General features: G+C 70.4%; 19 protein-coding genes and 1 pseudogene. 12 read left to right on the top strand and 8 right to left on the bottom strand.

Annotation, left to right across the window (positions count from 1 at the left end; translation table 11 throughout):
• Positions 1 to 6 precede the first annotated feature (6 nt).
• Together meaB and AB0D85_RS44500 are read right to left on the bottom strand one after the other, a co-directional pair.
• Positions 7 to 963 (bottom strand): methylmalonyl Co-A mutase-associated GTPase MeaB, encoded by a 957-nt coding sequence (meaB, locus tag AB0D85_RS44505; protein ID WP_362334454.1) that lies wholly within the window; start codon positions 961 to 963, stop codon positions 7 to 9.
• Positions 964 to 991: 28 nt separating this feature from the next.
• Complete coding sequence (locus AB0D85_RS44500) at positions 992 to 2,197, bottom strand: acetyl-CoA C-acetyltransferase (protein WP_362334449.1); 1,206 nt, start codon at positions 2,195 to 2,197, stop codon at positions 992 to 994.
• Positions 2,198 to 2,346: 149 nt separating this feature from the next.
• Between AB0D85_RS44500 and mce the strand changes: the two genes are divergently transcribed.
• The 7 genes from mce (at position 2,347) to AB0D85_RS44465 (ending at position 12,107) form a co-directional block, all read left to right on the top strand.
• The gene (gene mce, locus AB0D85_RS44495) at positions 2,347 to 2,787 is read left to right on the top strand and encodes a methylmalonyl-CoA epimerase (RefSeq protein ID WP_362334446.1); all 441 of its coding nucleotides are present in this window, start codon (positions 2,347 to 2,349) and stop codon (positions 2,785 to 2,787) included.
• Between the two features lie 222 nt (positions 2,788 to 3,009).
• Complete coding sequence (gene scy / locus AB0D85_RS44490) at positions 3,010 to 6,855, top strand: polarized growth protein Scy (RefSeq protein ID WP_362334442.1); 3,846 nt, start codon at positions 3,010 to 3,012, stop codon at positions 6,853 to 6,855.
• A 195-nt stretch (positions 6,856 to 7,050) separates the two neighbouring features.
• Entirely contained in the window at positions 7,051 to 7,986 is a 936-nt protein-coding gene (locus AB0D85_RS44485; protein WP_089098739.1) for a cellulose-binding protein, read from the top strand.
• Between the two features lie 182 nt (positions 7,987 to 8,168).
• Positions 8,169 to 9,125 (top strand): ATP-binding cassette domain-containing protein, encoded by a 957-nt coding sequence (locus AB0D85_RS44480; protein WP_362334437.1) that lies wholly within the window; start codon positions 8,169 to 8,171, stop codon positions 9,123 to 9,125.
• A gap of 1 nt (position 9,126) precedes the next feature.
• Positions 9,127 to 9,903 (top strand): ABC transporter permease, encoded by a 777-nt coding sequence (locus AB0D85_RS44475; protein ID WP_362334433.1) that lies wholly within the window; start codon positions 9,127 to 9,129, stop codon positions 9,901 to 9,903.
• Between the two features lie 120 nt (positions 9,904 to 10,023).
• Positions 10,024 to 11,229: an ATP-binding cassette domain-containing protein gene (locus AB0D85_RS44470; protein ID WP_362334430.1), complete on the top strand. Its 1,206-nt coding sequence runs from the start codon at positions 10,024 to 10,026 to the stop codon at positions 11,227 to 11,229.
• Entirely contained in the window at positions 11,226 to 12,107 is an 882-nt protein-coding gene (locus tag AB0D85_RS44465) for an ABC transporter permease (protein WP_362334426.1), read from the top strand. The genes AB0D85_RS44470 and AB0D85_RS44465 overlap by 4 nt, the downstream gene beginning before the upstream one ends.
• 5 nt (positions 12,108 to 12,112) lie before the next feature.
• Here AB0D85_RS44465 and AB0D85_RS44460 read toward each other — a convergent pair whose 3' ends face one another.
• Positions 12,113 to 12,454 carry an ATP/GTP-binding protein gene (locus AB0D85_RS44460; RefSeq protein ID WP_362334423.1) on the bottom strand — a complete coding sequence of 114 codons (342 nt, stop codon included), beginning with the start codon at positions 12,452 to 12,454 and terminating at the stop codon, positions 12,113 to 12,115.
• Positions 12,455 to 12,676: 222 nt separating this feature from the next.
• Here AB0D85_RS44460 and AB0D85_RS44455 point away from each other — a divergent pair, with 222 nt between their 5' ends.
• Positions 12,677 to 13,717: an LLM class flavin-dependent oxidoreductase gene (locus tag AB0D85_RS44455; protein ID WP_362334420.1), complete on the top strand. Its 1,041-nt coding sequence runs from the start codon at positions 12,677 to 12,679 to the stop codon at positions 13,715 to 13,717.
• A gap of 103 nt (positions 13,718 to 13,820) precedes the next feature.
• Here AB0D85_RS44455 and AB0D85_RS44450 read toward each other — a convergent pair whose 3' ends face one another.
• Entirely contained in the window at positions 13,821 to 14,213 is a 393-nt protein-coding gene (locus AB0D85_RS44450) for an SCO5389 family protein (RefSeq protein ID WP_362334417.1), read from the bottom strand.
• A 277-nt stretch (positions 14,214 to 14,490) separates the two neighbouring features.
• Between AB0D85_RS44450 and nucS the strand changes: the two genes are divergently transcribed.
• A complete protein-coding gene (gene nucS / locus AB0D85_RS44445) occupies positions 14,491 to 15,162 on the top strand; it encodes an endonuclease NucS (protein ID WP_362334414.1) in 672 nt (223 codons plus the stop codon).
• A gap of 185 nt (positions 15,163 to 15,347) precedes the next feature.
• Here the strand turns inward: nucS and AB0D85_RS44440 are convergent, their stop codons facing one another.
• From AB0D85_RS44440 to AB0D85_RS44425, 4 genes and pseudogenes are all read right to left on the bottom strand, one after another.
• On the bottom strand, positions 15,348 to 17,846 hold the full coding sequence (locus AB0D85_RS44440) for an ATP-binding protein (protein WP_362334411.1): 2,499 nt from the start codon (positions 17,844 to 17,846) through the stop codon (positions 15,348 to 15,350).
• 273 nt (positions 17,847 to 18,119) lie between these two features.
• Positions 18,120 to 18,443, bottom strand: a complete 324-nt coding sequence (locus AB0D85_RS44435) for an STAS domain-containing protein (RefSeq protein ID WP_362334407.1) — start codon at positions 18,441 to 18,443, stop codon at positions 18,120 to 18,122.
• A 207-nt stretch (positions 18,444 to 18,650) separates the two neighbouring features.
• A complete protein-coding gene (locus tag AB0D85_RS44430) occupies positions 18,651 to 19,499 on the bottom strand; it encodes a 3-hydroxyacyl-CoA dehydrogenase family protein (protein ID WP_362334404.1) in 849 nt (282 codons plus the stop codon).
• A 151-nt stretch (positions 19,500 to 19,650) separates the two neighbouring features.
• A pseudogene (locus tag AB0D85_RS44425) lies at positions 19,651 to 19,797 on the bottom strand (TetR/AcrR family transcriptional regulator); the annotation flags it as partial.
• A 116-nt stretch (positions 19,798 to 19,913) separates the two neighbouring features.
• Between AB0D85_RS44425 and iscB the strand changes: the two are divergent.
• The 3 genes from iscB (at position 19,914) to AB0D85_RS44410 (ending at position 24,172) form a co-directional block, all read left to right on the top strand.
• Positions 19,914 to 21,617, top strand: coding sequence for an RNA-guided endonuclease IscB (gene iscB, locus AB0D85_RS44420; RefSeq protein ID WP_362334401.1), 1,704 nt, complete (start codon positions 19,914 to 19,916; stop codon positions 21,615 to 21,617).
• Positions 21,618 to 21,625: 8 nt separating this feature from the next.
• The gene (locus tag AB0D85_RS44415) at positions 21,626 to 22,198 is read left to right on the top strand and encodes a cob(I)yrinic acid a,c-diamide adenosyltransferase (RefSeq protein WP_362334396.1); all 573 of its coding nucleotides are present in this window, start codon (positions 21,626 to 21,628) and stop codon (positions 22,196 to 22,198) included.
• A 147-nt stretch (positions 22,199 to 22,345) separates the two neighbouring features.
• Positions 22,346 to 24,172 (top strand): glycosyl hydrolase family 18 protein, encoded by a 1,827-nt coding sequence (locus tag AB0D85_RS44410; protein WP_362334393.1) that lies wholly within the window; start codon positions 22,346 to 22,348, stop codon positions 24,170 to 24,172.
• The last annotated feature ends 1 nt before the right edge of the window (position 24,173 follow it).

The raw sequence follows: 24,173 nt of genomic DNA, 5'->3' as shown, positions 1-24,173 counted from the left end.
CCATGGTCAGCTCTCCGTGAGGTCCGCCACCAACTCGTCCGCCGCGCGGTACGGGTCCAGTTCGCCCGCCACGATGCGTTCCGCGAGGGCGCCCAGATGGCGGTCTCCATGGAGGTCGCCGATGCGTTCCCGCAACGCCGTCACCGCGATCGTCTCGACCTCGCGGGAGGCGCGGGCCAGACGGCGTTCCGTCAGGACGCCCCGCTCCTCCATCCAGGCGCGGTGCTTCTCCAGGGCCTCCAGGACCTCGTCGATGCCCTCCGCCCGCGCGGCGACCGTCTTGACGATCGGCGGGCGCCAGTCGCCGGGGCCGCGGGACTCGCCGAGGCCCAGCATGTGGTTCAGTTCGCGGGCCGTGGCGTCCGCGCCGTCCCGGTCCGCCTTGTTGACGACGTACACGTCGCCGATCTCCAGGATTCCGGCCTTGGCCGCCTGGATGCCGTCGCCCATCCCGGGGGCGAGCAGGACCACGCTCGTGTCCGCCTGGGAGGCGATCTCGACCTCCGACTGGCCCACCCCGACCGTCTCCACCAGGATCACCTCGCAGCCCGCCGCGTCCAGGACCCGGATGGCCTGGGGGGCCGACCAGGCGAGGCCGCCCAGGTGGCCCCGCGTGGCCATCGAGCGGATGTAGACGCCCGGGTCGGAAGCGTGGTCCGACATCCGGACCCGGTCGCCGAGGAGGGCTCCCCCGGAGAAGGGGGAGGACGGGTCGACGGCCAGGACGCCGACCCGTTTGCCTTGTTTGCGGTACGCGGTCACCAGGGCCGAGGTCGAGGTCGACTTACCGACTCCAGGGGAGCCCGTCAGGCCCACCACGTACGCGTTTCCGGTCAGTGGCGCGAGTGCCGCCATGACCTCCCTGAGCTGCGGGGACGCACCCTCCACCAGTGAGATCAGCCGGGCCACCGCACGCGGTCGGCCGTCCCTGGCCTGGGCCACCAGCGAGGCGACGTCCTGCATCACAGCTCCGTTCGCAGAAGGGAAATGCTCAGGCCTTCGGCACCCGCACGATCAGCGCGTCGCCCTGGCCGCCGCCACCGCACAGCGCGGCCGCGCCGACCCCGCCGCCCCGGCGCTTCAGCTCCAGGGCCAGGTGCAGGACGAGACGCGCGCCGGACATGCCGATGGGGTGGCCCAGGGCGATGGCTCCGCCGTTCACGTTCACCTTTTCGGTGGACACCCCGAGATCCTTCATTGACTGGACGGCGACGGCGGCGAAGGCCTCGTTGATCTCGATCAGGTCGAGGTCGGAGACCTCCAGGCCGTCCTTCTTCAGGGCGTGCTGGATGGCGTTGGACGGCTGGGACTGGAGCGAGTTGTCCGGGCCGGCCACATTGCCGTGGGCGCCGATCTCGGCGAGCCACTCCAGGCCCAGCTCCTCGGCCTTGGCCTTGCTCATCACGACCACGGCGGCCGCGCCGTCCGAGATCTGCGAGGAGGTGCCGGCCGTGATCGTGCCGTCACGGGTGAACGCCGGCCGCAGCTTGCCCAGCGACTCCGCCGTCGTGTCGCCCCGGATGCCCTCGTCCTTGCTGAAGACGACCGGCTCGCCCTTGCGCTGCGGGATCTCGACCGGGGTGATCTCGGCCTCGAAGATCCCGTTCTTCTGGGCGGCGGCGGCCCGCTGGTGGGACAGGGCGGCGATCTCGTCCTGCTCGGGGCGCAGGATGCCGAGACGGGTGTTGTGCTTCTCGGTCGACTCGCCCATCGGGATGTTCTCCCAGGCGTCGGTCAGGCCGTCGTACGCCATCGCGTCGAGCATCTCGACGGCGCCGTACTTGAAGCCCTCGCGGGACTTCGGGAGCAGGTGCGGGGCGTTGGTCATGGACTCCTGGCCGCCCGCGACCACGATGTCGAACTCGCCCGCGCGGATCAGCTGGTCGGCCAGGGCGATGGCGTCGAGGCCGGACAGGCACACCTTGTTGACGGTGAGCGCCGGGACGTTCATCGGGATGCCGGCCTTCACGGCGGCCTGGCGGGCCGGGATCTGGCCCGCGCCGGCCTGCAGCACCTGGCCCATGATCACGTACTGCACCTGGTCGCCCCCGATCCCCGCACGGTCGAGGGCGGCCTTGATCGCGAAGCCGCCGAGGTCGGCTCCCGAGAAGGACTTCAGCGAGCCCAGCAGTCGTCCCATGGGCGTACGCGCCCCGGCGACGATCACCGAGGTTGTTCCAGAGGTTCCAGAAGTCATGAGCTGCGAATCCCCTTACCGGCTGCACCGCCGAGGACTGAACGAGGGTTTACTTCGAATGTATTGCGTGGCACTCCGTGCCGTCATCGGGCCGTCAGTGTGATCGCTGGCACGTTGCGTAACCATCGTGGTGGCGCTGCACTGAATCCATGCTGACGCGAATCGACCACATCGGGATCGCCTGCCACGACCTCGACACCACCGTCGAGTTCTACCGGGCCACGTACGGCTTCGAGGTGTTCCACACCGAGGTCAACGAGGAACAGGGCGTGCGCGAGGCCATGCTCAAGATCAACGAGACGTCCGACGGAGGCGCCTCCTACCTGCAGCTCCTGGAGCCGACCCGGGAGGACTCGGCGGTCGGCAAGTGGCTCGCGAAGAACGGTGAGGGTGTCCACCACATCGCCTTCGGTACGGCGGATGTGGACGGCGACGCGGCCGACATCCGCGCCAAGGGCGTACGCGTTCTGTACGAGGAGCCACGGATCGGCTCCATGGGGTCGCGGATCACCTTCCTGCACCCGAAGGATTGCCACGGCGTACTGACAGAACTGGTCACTTCGGCGGCTGTTGAGTCACCTGAGCACTGACCCTCGTACATATGGGCCGGTAGGGTTGGGGGCGGTCGTCCCTTCGCAGGTTCGCAGGGCCGGGGCGGCCGCATGCCGGGGTCCGGGTTTCGGGGGACGAGCGTCGGGGCAGCAGCCCGTGCTCCGCCGTTGATCTGACACCATTCCCCGGGGGCCCCGTTCGGCGGATGGACGGAGCTCGTTCGGAGAAGGTTGCGACCAGGGGACGGATGGGACCGCGCAGTGCGGGGCTACGAGAGCCAGGAGCGAGAGCCGGCGGCTGACGTCGACCACCTCTCTCGGTTCGAGGCCGAGATGAAACGGCTGAAGACCGAGCGGGAAAAGGCGATCCAGCATGCCGAGGACCTCGGCTACCAGGTCGAGGTGCTGCGCGCCAAGCTGCACGAGGCGCGCCGCACCATCATGTCCCGGCCCGCGTTCGACGGCGGTGACCTCGGCTATCAGGCCGAGCAGATGCTCCGGAACGCCCAGATGCAGGCCGACCAGATCCGCCAGGAGGCGGAGCGGGTGGCCGCGGAGGCCCGGGCGCAGACCCAGCGGATCCTCCAGGAGCACGCCGAGCAAGCCGCGCGGCTGCAGTCCGAGCTGCACCAGGAGGCGGTGACCCGCCGCCAGCAGCTGGACCAGGAGCTGGCCGAGCGCCGGCAGACCGTCGAGTCGCACGTCAACGAGAACGTGGCGTGGGCCGAGCAGCTGCGCGCGCGTACGGAGTCCCAGGCGCGGCGGCTCCTCGACGAGTCGCGGGCCGAGGCCGAGCAGGCCATGTCCGCCGCCCGTACGGAGGCCGAACGGCTGACCGGCGAGGCCCGGCAGCGGGTGGCCGGCGACGCCGAGGCGGCGCGCGGCGAGGCCGAGCAGATCCTGCTGCGCGCCCGCAGGGACGCCGAGCGGCTGCTGAACGCCGCCTCCACCCAGGCCCAGGAGGCCACCGACCACGCGGAGCAGCTCCGCAACTCCACCGCCAACGAGTCGGACTCCGCCCGCCGGCAGGCGGGCGAGCTGAGCCGGGCCGCCGAGCAGCGGATGGCGGAGGCCGAGGAGGCGCTGCGCAAGGCGCAGTCCGAGGCCGAGAAGCTGGTCACCGAGGCCGAGGCGAACGCCTCGAAGGCCCTCGCCAGCGCCGAGGCGAGCAATCAGCAGCGCACCCAGACGGCCAAGGAGCAGGTCGCCCGGCTGGTCAGCGAGGCCACCAAGGACGCCGAGGCCACCAAGGCGGACGCCGAGCAGGTCGTCGCGGACGCCAGGGCCGAGGCCGAGAAGATCATCGCGGAGGCCTCCGAGAAGGCCCGCAGCCTCACCGCCGAGGAGAGCGCCTCCCAGCTGGCGAAGGCGGCCAAGACGGCCGAGGACGTCCTGAACCGGGCGGCCGAGGAGGCCAAGCAGACCACCAAGGGTGCTGTTGAGGAAGCCGAGCGGATCCGGACCGAGGCCGAGTCCGAGGCGGACCGGCTGCGCGCCGAGGCGCACGACATCGCCGAGGGGCTCAAGGGCGCGGCGAAGGACGACACCAAGGAGTACCGCGCCAAGACGGTCGAGCTGCAGGAGGAGGCCCGCCGGCTGCGCGGCGAGGCCGAGCAGCTGCGCGCCGACGCGGTCGCCGAAGGCGAATCGATCCGCGCCGAGGCCCGGCGTGAGACCGTCCAGCAGATCGAGGAGGCGGCCAGGTCCGCCGAGGAGCTGCTCGCCAAGGCCAAGGCCGACGCGGACGAGCTCCGCCAGACGGCCACCACGGACAGCGAGAAGGTCCGCACCGAGGCCATCGAGCGCGCGACCACGCTGCGCCGGCAGGCCGAGGAGACCCTGGAGCGCACCCGGCAGGAGGCCGACCGGCACCGCGAGGAGGTCCTGGAGCAGTCCGAGGGGCTCAAGGCGGACGCCGAGCGGGCCGCGGCCGAGCTGCGCGAGGAGACCGAGCGGGGCGTCGAGGCCCGGCGCGCGGAGGCCGCCGACGAGCTGACCCGGCTGCACACCGAGGCCGAGGACCGGCTGACGGGCGCCGAGCAGGCGCTCACCGAGGCCCGCGAGGAGGCCGGCCGGATCCGCCGGGAGGCCGCCGAGGAGACCGACCGGCTGCGCGGCGAGGCCGCCGAACGCATCCGTACGCTCCAGCAGCAGGCCGAGACCGAGGCCGACCGGCTGCGCAACGAGGCCGCCGGCGACGCGTCCGCGTCCCGCGCGGAGGGCGAGGCCATCGCCGTACGGCTGCGGTCCGAGGCCGCGGCCGAGGCGGAGCGGCTCAAGCAGGAGGCCCAGGACACCGCCGACCGGGTGCGTGCCGAGGCGCAGGCGGCCGCCGAGCGGCTGTCCACCGAGGCGTCCGAGACGCTGGCCGCCGCGCAGGAGGAGGCCGCCCGGCGGCGCCGCGAGGCCGAGGAACTTCTCGGTTCCGCCCGTCAGGAGGCCGACCAGGAGCGCGAGCGGGCCCGCGAGCAGAGCGAGGACCTGCTGGCCCAGGCGCGCAACCGGGTCGAGGAGGCCCAGGCCGAGGCGCTGCGGCTGGTCGAGGAGGCGGACCGGCGGGCCACCGAGATGGTGTCGGCCGCCGAACAGCACGCCCAGCAGGTACGGGACTCGGTCTCCGGGCTGCACGAGCAGGCGCAGGAGGAGATCACCGGGCTGCGTTCGGCCGCCGAGCACGCGGCGGACCGCACCCGCCGGGAGGCGGAGGAGGAGTCGGACCGGGTCCGCGCCGACGCCTACGCCGAGCGGGAGCGGGCCAGCGAGGACGCGACCCGGATCCGGCGCGAGTCGAACGAGGCGTCCGAGGCCGCGAAGGCGCTGGCCGAGCGCACGGTCGCCGACGCCATGGCCGAGTCGGAGCGGCTGCGGTCCGAGGCGTCCGCGCACGCCCAGCGGGTGCGCACCGAGGCCTCCGACACCATCGCCCAGGCCGAGCAGGACGCCTCGCGGGCACGTGCCGAGGCCCGGGAGGACGCCAACCGCATCCGTTCGGACGCGGCGACCCAGGCCGACACCCTCATCACCGAGGCACGCAACGAGGCCGAGCGGCTCCAGAACGAGACCATCGCCGAGGCGGACCGCGTCCGTGCCGACGCCATCGCCAAGGCGGAGAAGCTGATCGCGGACGCCACCGGGGACGCGGAGCGGCTGCGCGCCGAGGCCTCCGAGACGGTCGGTTCCGCCCAGCTGCACGCCGACCGGACCCGTGCCGACTCCGAGCGGCTCAAGGCGGACGCGGAGCTGGCGGTCGAGCGCCTGCTCAACTCCTCGCGCGCGGAGGCCGAGCGGACCCTCGACGAGGCCCGCAAGGACGCCAACAAGCGGCGCCAGGACGTGGCCGAGCAGGTCGACACGCTCATCAACGAGACCACCGCCGAGGCCGACAAACTGCTCACCGAGGCCCAGCAGCAGGCCCACAAGACCACCGCCGACGCGGAGTCGCAGGCCGACACCATGGTCGGCGCGGCCCGCAAGGAGGCCGACCGGCTGGTCTCCGAAGCCACGGTCGAGGGCAACTCGATGGTGGAGAAGGCCCGTACGGACGCGGACGAGCTGCTCGTCGGCACCCGCCGGGACGCCACCGCCATAAGGGAGCGGGCCGAGGAGCTGCGCGACCGCATCACCACCGAGATCGAGGAGCTCCACGAGCGGGCCCGCCGCGAGGCCGCCGAGACCATGAAGTCCACCGGCGACCGCTGCGACGCGCTGATCAGGGCCGCCGAGGAGCAGCTCGCCAAGGCCCAGGCCAAGGCCAAGGACCTGGTCTCGGAGGCCAGCTCCGAGGCGGGCAAGGTCCGGATCGCCGCCGTCAAGAAGGCGGAGGGGCTGCTCAAGGAGGCCGAGCTGAAGAAGGCCACGCTCGTGCGGGAGGCCGAGGAGCTCAAGGCGGAGGCGATCCGCGAGGCCCGGCGCACGGTCGAGGAGGGCAAGCGCGAACTGGAGATCCTGGAGCGCCGGCGGGAGAACATCAACGGCGAGATCTCCCGTGTCCAGGACGTCCTGGAGGCGTTGGAGTCCTTCGAGGCCCCGTCGAACAAGGACGGCGGAGTCAAGGCGGGCAGTACGGTGGGGGCCCCTCGATCGGGTGGCAAGTCATCAGAAGGTTAGAAACCACGGCCGGTTCTGTAACGTTCTGAGGCATTTGCCCGGATCTTGGGTAGAGGCTTTGGCAAGCGTTCTCACAGCCGGCCACCCAAAAGGGGTGTCATTCTCCAGATCAAACACGCATCCGCTCGATGACACACCGCTTTCGCCCCTAGGATTCCACCTATCACCTCACCGGTCTCACTCGACAGGAAACCCATGAGCGACACTTCCCCCTACGGCTTCGAGCTTGTGCGGCGTGGGTACGACCGCGCTCAGGTGGACGAACGGATCTCCAAGCTCGTCTCCGACCGTGACAGCGCTCTCGCCCGCATCACCGCTCTGGAAAAGCGCATCGAGGAGCTCCACCTCGAGACGCAGAACGCCCAGGCCCAGGTAACCGACGCCGAGCCGTCGTACGCCGGTCTCGGCGCGCGTGTCGAGAAGATCCTCCGCCTCGCCGAGGAGGAGGCGAAGGACCTGCGCGAGGAGGCCCGCCGGGCCGCCGAGCAGCACCGCGAGCTCGCCGAGTCGGCGGCCCAGCAGGTGCGCAACGACGCAGAATCGTTCGCTGCAGAGCGCAAGGCCAAGGCCGAGGACGAGGGCGTCCGGATCGTCGAGAAGGCCAAGAGCGACGCGTCGCAGCTGCGCTCCGAGGCCCAGAAGGACGCGCAGTCCAAGCGCGAGGAGGCGGACGCCCTCTTCGAGGAGACCCGTGCGAAGGCCGCGCAGGCCGCCGCCGACTTCGAGACGAACCTCGCGAAGCGCCGCGAGCAGTCCGAGCGTGACCTGGCGTCCCGCCAGCAGAAGGCCGAGAAGCGCCTCGCGGAGATCGAGCACCGCGCGGAGCAGCTGCGGCTGGAGGCGGAGAAGCTGCGCACGGACGCCGAGCGGCGCGCCCGCCAGACCGTCGAGACGGCTCAGCGCCAGGCCGAGGACATCGTCGCCGACGCGAACGCCAAGGCCGACCGGATCCGCTCGGAATCCGAGCGCGAGCTCGCTGCGCTGACGAACCGCCGCGACTCGATCAACGCGCAGCTGACGAACGTCCGCGAGATGCTGGCGACGCTGACGGGGGCGGCGGTGGCTGCCGCGAGCTCTCCGGCGGAGGACGAGCCGATCTCCCGCGGGGTTCCGGCTCAGCAGTCCCGGTAAGTTTTAGCGACCATCACGAAGGCCCGCATTCCCTCCGGGGGTGCGGGCCTTCGTCGTTCGGCCGCGGGCCGGTGGGGGCTGGTCGCGCAGCAACCCCCACGGCGCCGCACGTACCCACGGCGCCCGCACCCGGCCGGCCCCCTCGGGTGGCAGGCGCCGCGGCCCCGTCCTAGCGTGGCCGCATGATCGAGCTGGAGGGCCTGAGCAAGCGCTACGGCGACAAGACGGCGGTCGACGATCTCACCTTCACCGTGAGACCCGGCATCGTGACCGGGTTCCTCGGGCCCAACGGGGCCGGGAAGTCCACGACCATGCGGATGATCCTCGGACTCGACCACCCCACCGGCGGCGACGTGCGGATCGACGGCAAACGGTACGAGCAGCTCAAGGACCCGCTGACGTACATCGGAGCGCTGCTCGACGCCAAGGGCGTGCACGGCGGGCGGAGCGCCTTCAACCATCTGCTGTGCCTCGCGCAGAGCAACGGGATCGAGAAGGGCCGCGTGGCCGAGGTCCTCGACACCGTCGGGCTCACGGCCGTCGCGAGGAAGAAGGCCAAGGGGTTCTCGCTCGGGATGGGACAGCGGCTCGGGATCGCCGGGGCGCTGCTCGGGGACCCCCGGATCCTGATGTTCGACGAGCCGGTGAACGGGCTTGATCCGGAAGGGATCCACTGGATCCGGACCCTGATGAAATCGCTGGCCGCCCAGGGGCGGACCGTGTTCGTTTCGAGCCATCTCATGAGCGAGATGGCGCTGACCGCCGAGCATCTCGTGGTCATCGGGCAGGGGCGGCTGCTCGCCGACACCTCGATGGCCGATTTCATCCGGGCCAACTCACGGTCGTACGTCCGGGTCCGCTCCCCCCAGCGCGAGCGGCTGCTCGATGTGCTGCACGGGGCCGGGATCACCGTCGTGGAGACGGGGACCGGAACCCTGGAGGTGGAGGGCGGGAAGGCCGAGCCGATCGGCGAGCTGGCCGCGCAGAACGGGATCGTGCTGCACGAGCTGAGTCCGCAACAGGCCTCACTGGAGGAGGCGTTCATGCAACTGACCGCGGAGTCCGTGGAGTACCACGCGCACGCCGACTCGCCCCCGGTGCCGCAGGCCTGGGGTGCCGGCTGGGACAAGGGGGCGTGAGATGGCGGTCGTCACTCAGGTCGTGCGGTCCGAGTGGACCAAGATCCGGTCCGTCGCCTCGACGGTGTGGACGCTGTCGCTGGCCGTGGTGGTCACCGTGGCCCTGGGCACGCTGATCTCGGGGCTGGCGAACAGCCAGTTCGGCAACATGCCGGAGCGGCAGCGGCTCTCCTTCGATCCGACGAACATCAGCTTCGCCGGGATGACCCTCGGTCAGCTCGGGATGATCGTGTTCGGGGTGCTCGTCGTCTCCAACGAGTACAGCACCGGGATGATCAGGACCTCGCTCGCGGCCGTGCCGCAGCGGGCCACCTTCCTGTTCAGCAAGGTCGCGGTGGCGGCGGGGCTGGCCCTGGCCGTCGGCATGGTGACCAGCTTCGCGGCCTTCTTCCTCGGGCAGGCGATGCTCGGCTCGCACCGGGCGCACCTCGGCGACGCGGGGGTGCTGCGCGCGGTCGTCGGCGGCGGGCTCTACATGACGCTCATCGCGTTGTTCTCCATGGGCGTGGCCGCGATGCTGCGCTCGCCGATGCTGTCGCTGGGCATCCTGATGCCGTTCTTCTTCCTGATCTCCAACATCCTCGGCAACGTCGACGCCACCAAGAAGATCGGCCGGTTCCTGCCGGACCAGGCGGGCAGCCACATCATGCAGGTGGTGCCGAGGGCCGGCGACGACGTCCCGTACGGGCCCTGGGGCGGGCTCGGGATCATGGGGCTGTGGGTGATCGCCGCACTGGCCGGAGGGTACGTCCTGCTGAAGAAGCGGGACGCCCAATGACCTGATCGGTACCGGCCGACTTTGCCAGCTCTTGATGGGAACCGTCAGCATCCCGATATCCTCCTAACCCTTACGGGGGCGTCTGCCCTGCTGTCCTGATCCTTTCGATGGGTGCGGAGCATGATCGAGGCTGTCGGCCTGACCAAGCGCTACGGCGACAAGACCGCCGTCTACAACCTTTCCTTCCAGGTGCGCCCCGGAGCCGTCACCGGCTTCCTCGGGCCCAACGGTTCGGGCAAGTCGACGACCATGCGGATGATCCTGGGGCTGGACAACCCGAGCGCCGGATCGGTCACCATCGGCGGCTACCCGTACCGCAGGCTGCCCAACGCCGCCCGCCAGGTCGGCGCGCTGCTCGACGCCAAGGCCGTGCACGGCGGCCGCTCCGCCCGCAACCACCTGCTCTGCCTGGCCCAGCTGTCCGGCATCCCGGCCCGCCGGGTGGACGAGGTGCTCGGGGTGGTGGGTCTGCGGGAGGTGGCCGGCAAGCGTTCCAACGGCTTCTCGCTCGGCATGGGCCAGCGCCTGGGCATCGCCGCGGCCCTCCTCGGCGACCCCCAGGTGCTGCTCTTCGACGAGCCGGTCAACGGCCTCGACCCCGAGGGCATCCTCTGGGTGCGCAACCTGATGAAGTCGCTCGCGGCCGAGGGCCGTACGGTCTTCGTCTCCTCCCATCTGATGAGCGAGATGGCGCTGACCGCCGACCACCTCATCGTCATCGGGCGGGGCCAGCTGCTCTCCGACATGAGCGTGAAGGACTTCATTTCGGCCAACTCCGCCGACTTCGCCCGGGTGCGCACCCCGGACACCGAGCCCCAGCAGCGCGAGAAGCTCAGCTCGGCACTGACCGAGGCCGGCGGCCATGTCCTGCCCGAGCAGGACGGCGCCCTCAGAGTGACCGGACTGCCGCTGCCCCGGATCAGCGACCTCGCGCACGAGGCGGACGTACGGCTGTGGGAGCTGTCCCCGCACCAGGCCTCGCTGGAGGAGGCGTACATGCGGATGACGCAGGGCGCCGTCGACTACCGGTCCACGATCGACGAGAAGGCCGGGCTCCAGCAGCCGCTGCCGCCCGGCGCACAGCCGCCGATGCCGGTGCCCGGGCAGGGCCAGCCCGGCTGGTACGCCCCGCCGCCGCCCCAGCAGGGCGGCCGGCCGTTCCCGGGCCCCTACGGGGCACAGGGGGCGCCTTCCGGGGCGCACGGCGCACCGCAGGGTCCGTACAACCCCTATGCGGCCCCCGCGCCCGCGCCCACACCGGCTCCCGCCGCCCCCGCCGCCCCCGCCGCCCCCGCCGACCTGACCAAGCCCGAGGACGCCCGATGAGCACCCAGCAGCCCCCGATGCCGCAGGCGGCCCCGGCCGCGCCCGACTGGCAGGCGGCGCCCGGCGCTCCGTACCCCGGTTACAACTCGCCGATCCCGGTGGTGCGCACGCACCTCGGACACGCGATCTCCTCCGAGTGGACGAAGATCCGGTCGGTGCGTTCGACGATGTGGACGCTCGGTGTGTTCGTCGCCCTCCTCATCGGTATCGGCCTCCTGGCCGGCGCGGTGGTCAGCAACTCCTCCTCGTCCGACGGCCCCTCCGAGAGCAACGCGCTGGCCCTGGGCTTCTTCGGACTGCTGCTCGGCAGCATCTGCATCATCACGCTGGGCGTGCTGACCACGGCCTCGGAGTACGGCACCGGCATGATCCGTACGACGATGGTGGCCTGCCCGTCCCGGGTACGGGTGCTCACCGCGAAGTCGATCGTCTTCTTCGGCGTCGCCTTCGTGATCACCCTCGCGGGCACCTCGTTCGTCGCCATGACGCAGGTGTCGATGCTGGGCGACACCGCCCGGACGCCGACCGGCGGTGAATGGCTGAAGGCGACCGTCGGCGTCAGCCTCTACATCGCGCTGCTCGGGCTGCTCTCCCTGGTCATCGGTTCGGTCATCCGGCACTCGGCGGGCGCCATCACGATCATGATCGGCGCGGTGCTCGCCCCGCTGGTGATCGCGCTGTTCATGTTCTCGTCGTCGCTGGAGAAGGTGCGCACGATCCTGTTCGAGTACTCGATCCCGAACCAGATGAGCATCTTCTACTCCAACTCGCTCAGCCAGGAAGGCCCTTCGGGCTGGGACCCGCTGTGGATCATCCTGGGCGTGACGGCCGTCGCGTTCGCGGGCGCCTGCGCGCTGCTGGAGAAGCGGGACGTGTAACAGGGCTAGAACTTAGGCGAGTTACGGGACCGCTGCACCCGCGTGGTGCGGCGGTCCTTCGCGTTCCAGCAGGCCTTGTGCCAGTGCCGGCGCTCGTCGACGCCCGAGTGCTCGGGCCAGGCCACCACGTGCGGGACGCCGGAGGGGATCACCTGGTCGCAGCCCGGGCAGCGGTACGTCTTGCCGATCGCGCTGGCGCCCGCTACATGCCGTACGCTCCATTCCTCGCCCTGCCAGCTCTCCGAGGACTGCCAGCCGCCGTAGCGGTCCGTGCGGTCGTCCTCGGCGCTCCGGCCGGACGAGGCCGCTGCGTTCGGGCCCTTGGGTCGGTTGCGACGCGGGGACACGGGACACCTCTCGGGGCTATACAGGAAGCACGGGCTGTGTCCAGCCTACGACGCGCGGGCGGGGGTACGCGTAGGGCACCAACCCGCACAAGTCCCCCTCCAGGCCGACCCATTCTCCAGACAATCCGCAAATCTCTTCGCCAGGCCGTGTCCTCGGCACGTGTCAGACGGTTATGCCGGGTGGGGGAGCTCCGGGTCGGAGCCAGGAAAGCAGGAAATGCGATGCACGTAGGAAGTTTTGTGCTGGCCGCCCAGTTCCCGGGCCAGGGCCAGGGGGAGGCCCTGCACCGGGCGGTGCGCACGGCGGAAGTGGCCGAGGAGGCCGGTCTCGACGCGGTCTGGCTGGCCGAGCACCACTTCGTGCCGTACGGCACGTGTCCGTCGGCGGTCACCCTGGCGGCGCTGCTGCTGGGCCGCACCAGCCGGCTGAGGGTCGGCACGGCGGTGAGCGTGCTGCCCACCGTCCACCCGGTCGCCCTCGGCGAACAGGCCGCGCTGCTGCATGTGACGAGCGGCGGCCGCTTCACGCTCGGCGTGGGGCGGGGCGGGCCCTGGGTGGATCTGGAGGTGTTCGGGTCGGGCCTGGAGGCGTACGAACAGGGCTTCCCGGAATCACTCGATCTGCTGGTCCGCTGGCTGCGCGAACCGCGCGTGTCGGCGGACGGTCCGCGCTTCTCGTTCCGTGAGGTGACGGTCGTACCCCGTCCGTCGGAGGCGCTCACGGCGACGCTGACGGAGGTGCCCGGGCCGGAGGTCGTGGTCGCCTGCACCTCGCCGGCGAGCGTCCGGCTGGCCGCCGAGCGGGGGCTGCCGATGCTGCTGGGGATGCATGTCGGCGACGAGGAGAAGGCCGAGATGGTCGCCCTGTGGCGGCAGCACGCACGGGCGGCCGGGCGGCCGGGCGACGAGATCGCCGGGGCGGGCCATGTCTCGGCCGGGGTCTGCCAGATCGCCGACAGCCGCACCGTCGCCGCGGAGGCGCTGACGAAGGCGATGCCGGGCTGGCTGAAGCAGGGCCTGGAAGCCCATGTGACGGTGGACGGCCGGTTCCGCTCGATGCGCGACCCGCTCGCGTACACCGAGCTGCTCTGCGGACTGCACCCGGTGGGTACCCCGCGGCTGTGCGTCGACCGGCTCGCCGCGACCTCCGAGCGGACCGGAATCTCCCGTTTCGCCCTCCTGACCGAGGGCTCGGGTGACCTTGCGGCCACGGAGGAGAACGTACGACGGCTGGGTACCGAGGTACTGCCGCACCTCCGGTGACCGCGGCGCCGCGAGGAGCTTGCCGCCCCAGTGACTGATGCACCTCCCGCGTGTGGAGCGGCAAGCAAGCGGCTCACTGTGTCAGCAGTACAGGAGTGCCGCGTCAGCAGTCCCGGAGTTCCGGGGACTGGTTCAGCAGCTGACTGCGCACCGAGGTGAAGCGGGCCAGCGTCTCGTCGACCGAGACGTCCAGCGGGAACACCGCAACCCGGTGGCAGTTCTGGAAGGCCAGCCGCACACCGAAGTGCCGCTGCAGGGCGCCGCGTATGGCGTCACTCGCGAGCGCACGCAGCAGCTGACCGCGTGCCTGCTCGTCCGGCGGGGGCGTCTGGTTGTCGGCGAAGTCTCCGCCGTCCACCTTCAGCTGGGCCACCAGGGAGCTGATCATCTCCCACGCATAGGGCAGGGAGGTCCGGACGCAGTCGACGAAATCTGCTTCGTCGACCTCGCCTCGCTCGGCCTGTTCGAGTAGGGCCGGTGAGACGTCGAGCGACATGGGTTCTCCTCTCGCACCCCCGAACAGCAGGGGTTGCCGGACAGGTAAGGGAGTTCGCGATACCGAACACTCTGAGTACACACATCGCGACCTCCCGTTTACTACGGTAGGCAACGGACGGTGACCTCACCAGGAGATTGCGTATATGCGACGGTCCCTTTAGGCACACAATCGGCCAGAGACGAACAGGGGTTGTCCAGGGCCCCGGTGGGGGCGGGCGCCGAAGGCTCCTGGGCGAATCGCGCCGCCCCAGGTCTGTCGAGTAGCGTTGCCGACCATGCGTCTCGTCATCGCCCGGTGCTCCGTCGACTACGCCGGCCGGCTCACCGCCCACCTTCCCTCGGCTCCCCGTCTGATCCTCGTCAAGGCGGACGGCAGCGTCTCGATCCACGCGGACGACCGGGCCTACAAGCCCCTCAACTGGATGTCGCCGCCGTGCACCCTCAAGGAGGGGACGGGCGAGGAGGAGGGCGTCTGGACCGTCATCAACAAGGCGGGCGAGAAGCTCATCATCACGATGGAGGAGGTCCTCCACGACTCCTCGCACGAGCTGGGCGTCGATCCTGGCCTGATCAAGGACGGCGTGGAAGCGCACCTGCAGGAGCTGCTGGCCGACCGCATCGAGACCCTCGGCGACGGCTACACCCTCATCCGCCGCGAGTACATGACGGCGATCGGCCCCGTGGACATCCTCTGCCGCGACGCGGAGGGCCGGACCGTGGCCATCGAGATCAAACGCCGGGGCGAGATCGACGGCGTGGAACAGCTCACCCGCTACCTGGAGTTGCTGAACCGCGACCCCCATCTGGCCCCCGTCCGCGGCATCTTCGCGGCGCAGGAGATCAAGCCGCAGGCGAAGGTCCTGGCCACCGACAGGGGCATCGGCTGCACGATCCTCGACTACGACGCCCTGCGCGGCATCGAGGACGACAAGCTGAGGCTGTTCTGACGACCAACGCACAGCACACGCCGAACACGCCTCCCTGAGGGCCGTGCGCTTCTTCCTTGCCCCTGCTCCACCGCCCGCTTCTCCACTTCACCTCCGCCGCGACGGAGCAGGCGGCAGGCTGTGAACGTCGGCGGGAGAGCCACGGATTCGGGCGGCGGCGCGTGAAGCGCCGCCGCCCGGTTGTCTCAGATCACCGTGCCGGTCGATGTTCCCGTGTCGCTGCTTTCGGAGGCCGCCGCCGAGCTGCTCTCCGCCGCCGGGGCGCTGGACGCCGGGCCGCTTGCCGAGTCGGTCGTGGACGGGGTGTCGGACGGCTCCGTGGACGTCGACTCCGACGGGGAAGCCGACGGTGTGGGGGACGACTTCGACGGGCTCGGCGATGCCGACTTCGAAGGTGACGACGAGGGTGACGACGACTTCGTCGGGGAGCTCGTCGTGCCGCCGCCCGACGAACCCTTCGTACCCGTCGGCGTGTCCGAGGGCGTCGCACCCTCCGTCGGCGGTGTCGGGTCGTCCGACGTGCCGAGTGTGCCGTCGGCGCCCGGGTCCGTCGTGCGGCTGGTCGCTGTGCCCGTGTCCCCCGTGCCCGACGACTGCTTCGGGTCCGCGCCCAGGCTGCCGTCGCCCGTGCCCTCGCTCGCCGACGGGTTGACGCTCACGTTGTTGGACGGGTTGTCGGCGTTGTCGTGGGACGTCATGCCCAGCCCCACCACCGTGCCGAGGACGGCGGTGAGGAGGACGCCCGCGCCCACCGCCACCAGGTTGCGGCGGGCCATGCGGACGAGACCGCCGCCGCTCTCCTGGACGGGCTTCGGCGCCTCCGGGACCCGGTGGGTGACCACCGTGTCCGAGAACGGGGAGTGGACGGCGGGGAAGGGGGTCGTGACCCCTCCCGCCGGGGATATGGACTCCTCGTGGCGGGCGTCGGGGACCTCGTCGCCCGCCATGGCGGCGATGGCGGGGATGGCCTCGCCGGAGAGGTCCGCGACCAGGGCCAGCGCGCGCCGGCCGGCCGTCGTGCCCCGCTTGTCGGAGAGCGCCCCGCGCAGGCCGATCGAGGCCTCCAGCTCGGCCCGGGCCCGGTCCAGCCGGCCGCCGCAGAGCGCGAGTATGCCCAGCTCGTGGTGGAAGTAGGCCTGTTCGCCGACCTCACCGGCGAGGCGGGAGGCCTCGGCGCCGGCGCGGAGGGCGCGTTCCCAGGCGGCCCAGTGCAGCCCCGCCGCGAACGCGGGCGCGGCCGTACGGGCCAGTCGTACCGGCGTGGACTCCTCGTCCTCGGCCGGCGGCACGGTGGCGGGGACGAGGACCGAGAGGGCGGCGAGGACCGCGTCGGCCTCGGCGCAGACCCGGTCGGGGGTGACGGAGGGGTGTCCGGCCCACCAGGCGTAGTGCTGGGCGGCGGTGAGCGCCTGGGCCGCGGTGTCGTCGGCGTATCCGGAGGCCTCCAGCTGCTGCAGGACGCCCGAGGCGAGCCGGTAGCGGGAGCCGACCGGGGAGACCAGTCCGCAGGCCGCCAGTTCGCCGAGGGCCGCGTCCGCGTGGGTGTCGCCGACGAGCGCGGGGAGGTGGGCCTGGTGCGGGACCTCGCCGCCGAGGGCGACCGCGAAGCGCAGCGTGGCCCGGGCCGAGGTGCTGAGCCGGGCGGCGAGCAGCGGGGCGGGCGCGGCGGCCTCGCCGAGGGACGGGAGGGGGACCTCGTCGGTGGTCTCGGCGTCGAACGGCGCGTCGGCCGGGATGGCGTCCTGGAAGACCCCCAGCTCGTCCACCGCGCCGGTACTGGCGCGCAGTTGGTCGCGCTGGCGCAGCAGCGCGCCCGCCTGGACGAACCGCAGCGGCAGGCCCTCGGACTCGAACCAGAGGTCGCCCGCCCAGTTGGCCTCCTCCTCGGTGAGCACCCGGCCGACCGCGCGCTCCAGGATGTCCACTCCCCCGGCCCGCTCCAGGCCGCTGAGGGGGAGTTCCTCGACGGCGGAGTCGGCGGCGGGCGCCGGCACGTCCGGGGTGGCGCCGATCAGGAACGCGCACTCGGGGGTGGCGTCGATCAGCTCGTCGAGCCCGGCGCCGCCGAACTCGATGTCGTCGAGGACGACGACCGCGCCGATGTCACGGACCAGTTCGAGGAGTTCGTCGGGTCCGGGGCGGTGCGCGGGTGCCTTGTAGACGGCGTAGAAGAGGTCGTGGAGCAGGTCCTCGGGTGTGCGGTGGAAGCCGTTGAGGCGGACCACGCCGTCGGGGGCGAGGTCGGAGCAGTCGTCGGCGACCAGGTCGAGGAGCGCGGTGCGGCCGGAGCCCGAGGGCCCGGTGAGGCGTACGGAGCGGCCGCGGGCGAGGAGCCGTACGAGGCGCTCGCGGTCGTCCTGGCGCTCCAGGAGGTGCAGCTCGGGCTGGACCGGGCCGGGGGGTACCGGCGGCCGGGCGGCGCGCTCGTGGTCGGTGCGCTCGGCGGCCGTGCGCTTCTCGGGTCTGGCGGGGCGCTCGGTCGGCGGGCAGGGTTCTATCTCGCTGCCGTCGACGGGGTTGACGGTCAGCAGGAAGTCGCCGGTGACCAGTCGTGCCGTGCGGGCGAGCGGTGGTGCGCTCTGGCCGAAGTCGTTGGTGAGGGATTCCCTGGGCGGGCGCTGGCGCGGCGTGCTGCCGTCGCCGTCCTGGCCGTACCCCTCGGGTCCCGGGTTGATCGGGTCCATAGGTTCCTAGCCCCCCAAAAGCGTCGTGTGCCGTGAATTCCGGCCCCTCCCGGCCTGTTGCACACCGCGCTGTCGCTTCTGGTCCGGGCCCGCGCTCGAAGGATGGCAAGGGCGGCGGGCGACCGAACCTTAAACCTTGGCACAGTATCTACGACAGTCCGGGGTACCGCGCCGTCCGAGACATCACAGTCTCGTGAGGATTGCGTCTGACGTGCGCTTGCGCGCCGTCCGTCCGGGTCACCCCCGTCGCCCGGTTCACACCCGAGGGCCGTGTCACACCCGGGGCAGTGACTCCACCCCGATACCCCCCTCGATCGCCAGGATGCGGTGCAGCCGGGTGGCCACCAGCAGGCGCTGCATCTGCGGCGGTACGCGGCGCAGCACCAGGCGGCGGCCGCAGCGGCCGGCCCGCCGGTGGGCCCCCATGATCACCCCGAGTCCGGTGGCGTCCCAGGAGTCCAGCTCGGACAGGTCCAGCACCAGGTCGCCGACTCCGTCGTCGACGGCCTCGTGCAGGACCGTACGGGCGTCCGCCGCGCTGCGGACGTCGAGGCGGCCCCCGACGACCAGCTCGGCGTGGTCGCCCCTGATGTACATATGCGCTCCCCGAGAGTGCGTGTCCTACTCCATGAAAGTGATGTCCGGTGATGCAACTTCTGACTGCATTCGACGGCCGGAGGTTGCCATCTGTAAGCGAACCGATACCGAATTCACCCCCAAGAGGGACGCTCCCGGGGTTTGTGCGTTTTCAGAGGCGGTTCAGATGTGATTCAAAGGCGATCAGAGGTGGTACGCACTGATGTTTCAGTACGTGTAGAAGCCCTGCCCGCTCTTGCGTCCGATGTCACCGGCGTCAACCATCCGGCGCATCAGCTCCGGAGGGGCGAACTTCTCGTCCTGCGACTCGGTGTAGATGTTGCTGGTGGCGTGCAGCAGGATGTCGACGCCGGTGAGGTCGGCCGTGGCGAGCGGGCCCATGGCGTGACCGAAGCCCAGCTTGCAGGCCAGGTCGATGTCCTCGGCGGTGGCGACGCCCGACTCGTACAGTTTGGTGGCCTCGACGACGAGCGCCGAGATCAGCCGAGTCGTCACGAAGCCGGCGACGTCCCGGTTGACGACGATGCAGGTCTTGCCGGTGGACTCGGCGAACTCCCGCGCGGTGGCGAGGGTTTCGTCGCTCGTCTTGTAGCCGCGGACCAGTTCGACGAGCTGCATCATCGGCACCGGCGAGAAGAAGTGGACGCCGACGACGCGCTCGGGGTGCTCGGTGGCCGCCGCGATCTTGGTGATCGGGATGGCGGAGGTGTTGGAGGCGAGCACGGCGTCCGGGCGCACGATCTTGTCGAGCGCGCGGAAGATCTCGTGCTTGACCTCCAGCTTCTCGAAGACGGCCTCTATCACGACGTCCGCGTCGGCGACGGCGTCCAGGTCGGTGGTCGTGGTGATGCGGGCCAGGGCGGTGTCGGCGTCGTGCGCCTCCAGCCTGCCCTTGCCGACGAACTTGTCGTAAGAGGCCTGGATGCCGCCGATCGCACGGTCCAGTGCCTCGTCGGTGACGTCACGCAGGACCACGTCCCAGCCGGCCTGTGCGGCGACCTGGGCGATGCCGGAACCCATCAGGCCGGCCCCGATGACGGCAAGCTTCCGTGCCACTCCGCTCCCCTTACACGCTGTTTAGGTATGACCCTTGGGCGGACCCTAGCGCTCGTTCGGGGCCGGGAAACCCGGTAAGTAATGCGTGTCACGGTCTCAGGACGTGAGACAACCGTCACGTCTCGTCAGCCGGGTCCGGCGGCAGGGTCCATTACGCGCCACGCACCGCGTAGTTGAGGACCGCCTCGCTCAACAGGTCCTCGATGTCGTCGAGGAGAACCAGCACCTCTCGTGACACTTCGCCCGGATCGCGCCCCTTGACCATTCCGCAGCCGATGACCGCCGTGACCGTGTCGTGCGACCGCCCAGTAACCGCCTTGCGCGATGCCGTGACCTTCGGCACCAACAAGCGTTACCACGGCGTAGGACGCAAATGTTCGCTCATGGCGCACACGTTCCCGCGGAGGGGAGGCGATGAGCCGGGGCGTAATTACGCTGGTCGCGTCACACGTTCCCTGGCCTGATGGCCAGAGCCGACCCACGCGGGATCAGCTCAGTGTGACCAGCACGAGCCAACTCACTTCAAGGAGGCGACCGAAGTTGGCTACGTTCCACGCAGGACAGGAGACCCACCAGGCCGTGCTTCCTCAGCGGCCTGCTCTGGAATTCGAGTCAGCAGACACCCCCGGGAACAAGGACGAAACGGGACTCGAGGGCCGCGAGGCACCCGGCGTAGGACATGTGCGAGGGGAGATCATCAGCGGTTCGCCTGCCGCTGATGGCGTCACCCCGGCCCGCGAGGGCCGAGAGCAGGGCCGTGAGGTCCATACCACTAATCCGGTCGTGTTCGTACTCGACCGACATGGCATTCCTCTACAACCTACCTCGCCGGCCAGGGCGCGGAGGCTGCTCCGTTCAGGGCGAGCGGTTGTGCATCGGCACACCCCTTTCGTCATCCGTCTCAAGGACCGCACCGCTGGGGCTTCACAGGTGGACGGAGTAGAGCTGGGAATCGATCCGGGCAGTAGGCACACCGGCATCGCCGTCGTCACGACCAAGGATGGGAACCGTCGCGGCCTGTACCACGTGGAACTCACCCACCGAAGCATGCAGATCCGGGACAAGTTGACCCAGCGGGCCGGTTATCGACGGGGACGCAGGACCCGCAATCTCCGACACCGGGCGCCCCGCTTCTCCAATCGGGGACGTTCTGACGGTTGGCTGGCCCCTTCCCTGCGGCACCGTGTGGACACGACCATGGCTTGGAGCCGCCGGCTAGCCCGGTGGGCACCGGTGGAAGCGGTACACGTGGAGTTGGCCGCATTCGACACCCATGCCATCAGCGCCGGGCGCCCCCTTGAGGACGTCGAGTACCAGCACGGAACGCTGCACGGCACAGAGGTCCGCGAATACCTGCTCGCCAAGTGGGGCCGAGCGTGCGCCTACTGTGACGCAAAGGGCGTTCCGCTGAGTGTCGATCACATCGAGCCACGCTCACGCGGCGGGTCCGACCGCATCAGCAACCTCACCTTGGCGTGCGTCCCGTGCAACCAGGCCAAGGACAATCATTCCGTGGAGGACTTCCTGAAACACCGGCCCAGAATCCTCGCCAGGGTTCTGGCCCAAACCAAGACCCCTCTGCGGGATGCGGCTGCGGTCAACGCCACCCGGTGGGCCCTGTGGCGCGCACTCGACGCCGAGTTTTCCGGGAGGGTACGCGGCGCCTCAGGCGGCCGCACAAAATGGAACCGGCAGTGCGCCAACCTTCCAAAATCCCATACATTGGATGCGCTGTGCGTTGGCCGATTCGACACCATCGATCAGTATCCAGCAGACGTCCTGGCTGTTGCTGCAACCGGTCGCGGCACCTACGCCCGTACGCGCACCAACGCGTCCGGCTTTCCGCGCCTACGACTTCCCAGACAGAAGCGATTCCATGGCTTCGCCACCGGGGACCTTGTCCGCGCCATCGTCCCCAAGGGCAGGAAGGCGGGCACACACAAGGGGCGGGTCGCGGTACGTGCCCGTGGAACATTCACCATCCGAACTGCATACGGCCTGATCACTGACATCCACCACCGGCACGTCCACCTGCTCCAGCGAGCCGACGGATACGCATACATCACAACAAAGGAGGCCGCGCGGGCATGCAGATCTGAAGGCAATGTGCCTGCGTAAACCATCTCATGGTCAATCTGACGCGCATCTACACCAGGACCGGCGACCAGGGCAGCACCGCCCTCGGGGACATGAGCCGGGTCGCCAAGACCGATCTCCGGATCTCGGCGTACGCGGACGCCAACGAGGCGAACGCGGTGATCGGGACGGCGATCGCGCTCGGCGGGCTGGAGGAGGAGGTCGTCGCGGTGCTCACCCGGGTGCAGAACGACCTCTTCGACGTCGGCGCCGACCTGTCCACTCCCGTGGTGGAGAACCCGGAGTTCCCGCCGCTGCGGGTGGAGCAGTTCTACGTCGACAAGCTGGAGGCGGACTGCGACCGCTTCAACGAACGGCTGGAGAAGCTCCGTTCCTTCATCCTCCCGGGCGGCACCCCGGGCGCGGCCCTGCTCCACCAGGCCTGCACGGTCGTACGGCGGGCCGAGCGGTCGACCTGGGCCGCGCTCGAGGTGCACGGCGAGGCGATGAATCCGCTGACCGCGACCTATCTCAACCGCCTGTCGGACCTGCTCTTCATCCTGGCCCGCACGGCCAACAAGGACGTCGGCGACGTGCTGTGGGTGCCGGGCGGGGAGCGCTAGAAGCCGCACCGGCAAGGGAGTTGGGGAACCGGCCGCCGTATACAGAGTGGTCCAGACCTATTGACCCGTGGTCCAGACCTTTCTATTCTCGCGGCACTGTGGCGCGAGGGCTCAGTCGCGCCCCCTACTCCCCCTAGGAGGCGCAGCATGCGCTTCAGACACAGAGCCGCGGCGGGGTTCGCGACCCTGTTGCTCCCCCTGGCCGGTCTGGTCGGCCTCGCCGGCCCGGCCCAGGCCGCGACGGCGGCGACCGCGACCTTCACCAAGACCTCGGACTGGGGCACCGGGTTCGGCGGCCAGTGGACCGTCAAGAACACCGGTACCACGTCGATCAGTTCCTGGACCGTCGAGTGGGACTTCCCCTCCGGAACCTCGGTCACCTCCGCCTGGGACGCCGACGTCACCTCCTCCGGCACCCACTGGACCGCCAGGAACAAGTCCTACGACGGCACCATCGCCCCCGGCGCCTCCGTCTCCTTCGGCTTCAACGGGGCCGGGTCCGGCTCACCGAGCAACTGTCTGGTCAACGGCGGGAGTTGTGACGGGGGTACCACCACCCCGGGCGACTCGGCGCCCTCCGCGCCCGGCACCCCGACCGCGTCCGGCATCACCGACACCTCGGTACAGCTGAACTGGTCGGCGGCCACCGACGACAACGGCGTCAAGAACTACGACGTGCTGCGCGACGGCAAGGTCGTCTCCACCGTGACCTCCACGTCGTACACCGACACGGGTCTCACCGCCGGCACCGACTACTCGTACACCGTCCAGGCCCGCGACACCGCGAACCAGACCGGACCGGTCAGCGGCGCGGTCGCCGTCCACACCACGGGCGGTACGACCACTCCCCCGACCACCGGCTCCAAGGTCAAGCTCGGCTACTTCACCGAGTGGGGCATCTACGGCCGCAACTACCAGGTCAAGAACCTGGTGACGTCCGGCTCGGCGGCGAAGATCACGCACATCAACTACGCCTTCGGCAACGTGACGAACGGCCAGTGCGCGATCGGTGACGCCTACGCCGACTACCAGAAGACGTTCACCGCGGACCAGTCGGTCAGCGGCGTCGCCGACACCTGGGACCAGCCGCTGGCGGGCAACTTCAACCAGTTGCGCGAGCTGAAGGCCAAGTACCCGAACCTCAAGATCCTGTGGTCCTTCGGCGGCTGGACCTGGTCCGGCGGCTTCGCGCAGGCGGCGGCCAACCCGACCGCGTTCGCGGACTCCTGCTACAACCTGGTCAAGGACCCGCGCTGGGCCGATGTCTTCGACGGCATCGACATCGACTGGGAGTACCCGAACGCCTGCGGGCTCAGCTGCGACACCAGCGGCCCTGCGGCCTTCAAGAACGTGATGGCCGCGCTGCGCGCCAAGTTCGGGTCCTCCGCCCTGGTCACCGCGGCCACCACGGCCGACGGCTCCGCCGGCGGCAAGATCGACGCCACCGACTACGCGGGCGCCTCGCAGTACGTCGACTGGTACAACGTGATGTCGTACGACTTCTTCGGCGCCTGGGCCACCACCGGGCCGACCGCTCCGCACTCCCCGCTCACCTCGTACAGCGGCATCCCGACCGCCGGCTTCGACACGGCCGACGCGATGGCCAGGTTCAAGGCGCAGGGCGTGCCGGCCAGCAAGCTGCTGATCGGGATCGGGTTCTACGGGCGTGGCTGGACGGGTGTGACGCAGGACGCGCCCGGCGGGACCGCCACCGGTCCGGCCGCGGGGACGTACGAGCAGGGCATCGAGGACTACAAGGTGCTCAAGACGTCCTGCCCGGCGACCGGCACCGTCGCGGGCACCGCGTACGCGCACTGCGGCAGCAACTGGTGGTCGTACGACACCCCGTCGACCATCGCCGGGAAGATGAGCTGGGCCAAGTCCCAGGGTCTCGGCGGCGCGTTCTTCTGGGAGTTCAGCGGTGACACGAGTGACGGCGAGCTGGTGGGCGCCATCAACTCCGGGCTGTCGTAGA

Origin of the sequence: Streptomyces sp. NPDC048277 (assembly GCF_040652235.1) — a bacterium.
In the GTDB taxonomy this organism is placed as follows: domain Bacteria; phylum Actinomycetota; class Actinomycetes; order Streptomycetales; family Streptomycetaceae; genus Streptomyces.
Note: the sequence above shows the minus strand (reverse complement) of the source record. Positions and strands in the feature narration are given on the sequence as shown.

Excerpts from the sequence above, each read along its gene's own strand:
- meaB (WP_362334454.1), bottom strand. The coding sequence starts at position 963 with ATGCAGGACGTCGCCTCGCTGGTGGCCCAGGCCAGGGACGGCCGACCG.
- AB0D85_RS44500 (WP_362334449.1), bottom strand. The coding sequence starts at position 2,197 with ATGACTTCTGGAACCTCTGGAACAACCTCGGTGATCGTCGCCGGGGCG.
- mce (WP_362334446.1), top strand. The coding sequence starts at position 2,347 with ATGCTGACGCGAATCGACCACATCGGGATCGCCTGCCACGACCTCGAC.
- AB0D85_RS44485 (WP_089098739.1), top strand. The coding sequence starts at position 7,051 with ATGAGCGACACTTCCCCCTACGGCTTCGAGCTTGTGCGGCGTGGGTAC.
- AB0D85_RS44480 (WP_362334437.1), top strand. The coding sequence starts at position 8,169 with ATGATCGAGCTGGAGGGCCTGAGCAAGCGCTACGGCGACAAGACGGCG.
- AB0D85_RS44475 (WP_362334433.1), top strand. The coding sequence starts at position 9,127 with ATGGCGGTCGTCACTCAGGTCGTGCGGTCCGAGTGGACCAAGATCCGG.
- AB0D85_RS44470 (WP_362334430.1), top strand. The coding sequence starts at position 10,024 with ATGATCGAGGCTGTCGGCCTGACCAAGCGCTACGGCGACAAGACCGCC.
- AB0D85_RS44465 (WP_362334426.1), top strand. The coding sequence starts at position 11,226 with ATGAGCACCCAGCAGCCCCCGATGCCGCAGGCGGCCCCGGCCGCGCCC.
- AB0D85_RS44455 (WP_362334420.1), top strand. The coding sequence starts at position 12,677 with ATGCACGTAGGAAGTTTTGTGCTGGCCGCCCAGTTCCCGGGCCAGGGC.
- AB0D85_RS44450 (WP_362334417.1), bottom strand. The coding sequence starts at position 14,213 with ATGTCGCTCGACGTCTCACCGGCCCTACTCGAACAGGCCGAGCGAGGC.
- nucS (WP_362334414.1), top strand. The coding sequence starts at position 14,491 with ATGCGTCTCGTCATCGCCCGGTGCTCCGTCGACTACGCCGGCCGGCTC.
- AB0D85_RS44440 (WP_362334411.1), bottom strand. The coding sequence starts at position 17,846 with ATGGACCCGATCAACCCGGGACCCGAGGGGTACGGCCAGGACGGCGAC.
- AB0D85_RS44435 (WP_362334407.1), bottom strand. The coding sequence starts at position 18,443 with ATGTACATCAGGGGCGACCACGCCGAGCTGGTCGTCGGGGGCCGCCTC.
- iscB (WP_362334401.1), top strand. The coding sequence starts at position 19,914 with ATGAGCCGGGGCGTAATTACGCTGGTCGCGTCACACGTTCCCTGGCCT.
- AB0D85_RS44415 (WP_362334396.1), top strand. The coding sequence starts at position 21,626 with ATGGTCAATCTGACGCGCATCTACACCAGGACCGGCGACCAGGGCAGC.
- AB0D85_RS44410 (WP_362334393.1), top strand. The coding sequence starts at position 22,346 with ATGCGCTTCAGACACAGAGCCGCGGCGGGGTTCGCGACCCTGTTGCTC.